Raw genomic sequence first — 431 nt, 5'->3', positions numbered from 1 at the left:
AGTGCAAGTGTTCCTTCGACGCGGCGCTGCCGTTTGTAAAGTAGAAAACTGAGGAGGCAGGTATGACTGAACCAACTGTAATGCGTATTGACGATGTGATCGAAGCTCTACAGACTCTTCGCACAGTGTATGGCAATGTGAGGGTAGCTGAAATCGAACACGGAGACCCTGTATGGAGTTATTATCCGCCTATCGTTGTTTACCTGTCAGATACGGACGACTATTACATGGAGTTCGCATCCACTGAAGAGTACGAGGAGATTGCTGTCCTCGTCGGCGGAGGCTAGGTGTGAAGGTTAAGCATATTAAAGCTTACATGGAGGCCGCTGAGGCCTTCGCTAAGTGCAGCGACTCGACTCGTTCCAAGGTTGGTGCAGTTCTAGTAAAACGTAACCGTATCATCAGTTGCGGGTATAATGCCCTTCCAGAGT

General features: G+C 49.2%; 1 protein-coding gene. It reads left to right on the top strand.

The genetic code is table 11. The annotated features are described in order from the left end of the window. Positions 1 to 62 precede the first annotated feature (62 nt). Positions 63 to 287, top strand: coding sequence for a hypothetical protein (locus tag FVP33_RS19255; protein ID WP_016037429.1), 225 nt, complete (start codon positions 63 to 65; stop codon positions 285 to 287). The last annotated feature ends 144 nt before the right edge of the window (positions 288 to 431 follow it).

The organism is Lacisediminihabitans profunda (genome assembly GCF_008040105.1).
In the GTDB taxonomy this organism is placed as follows: domain Bacteria; phylum Actinomycetota; class Actinomycetes; order Actinomycetales; family Microbacteriaceae; genus Lacisediminihabitans; species Lacisediminihabitans profunda.
Note: the sequence above shows the minus strand (reverse complement) of the source record. Positions and strands in the feature narration are given on the sequence as shown.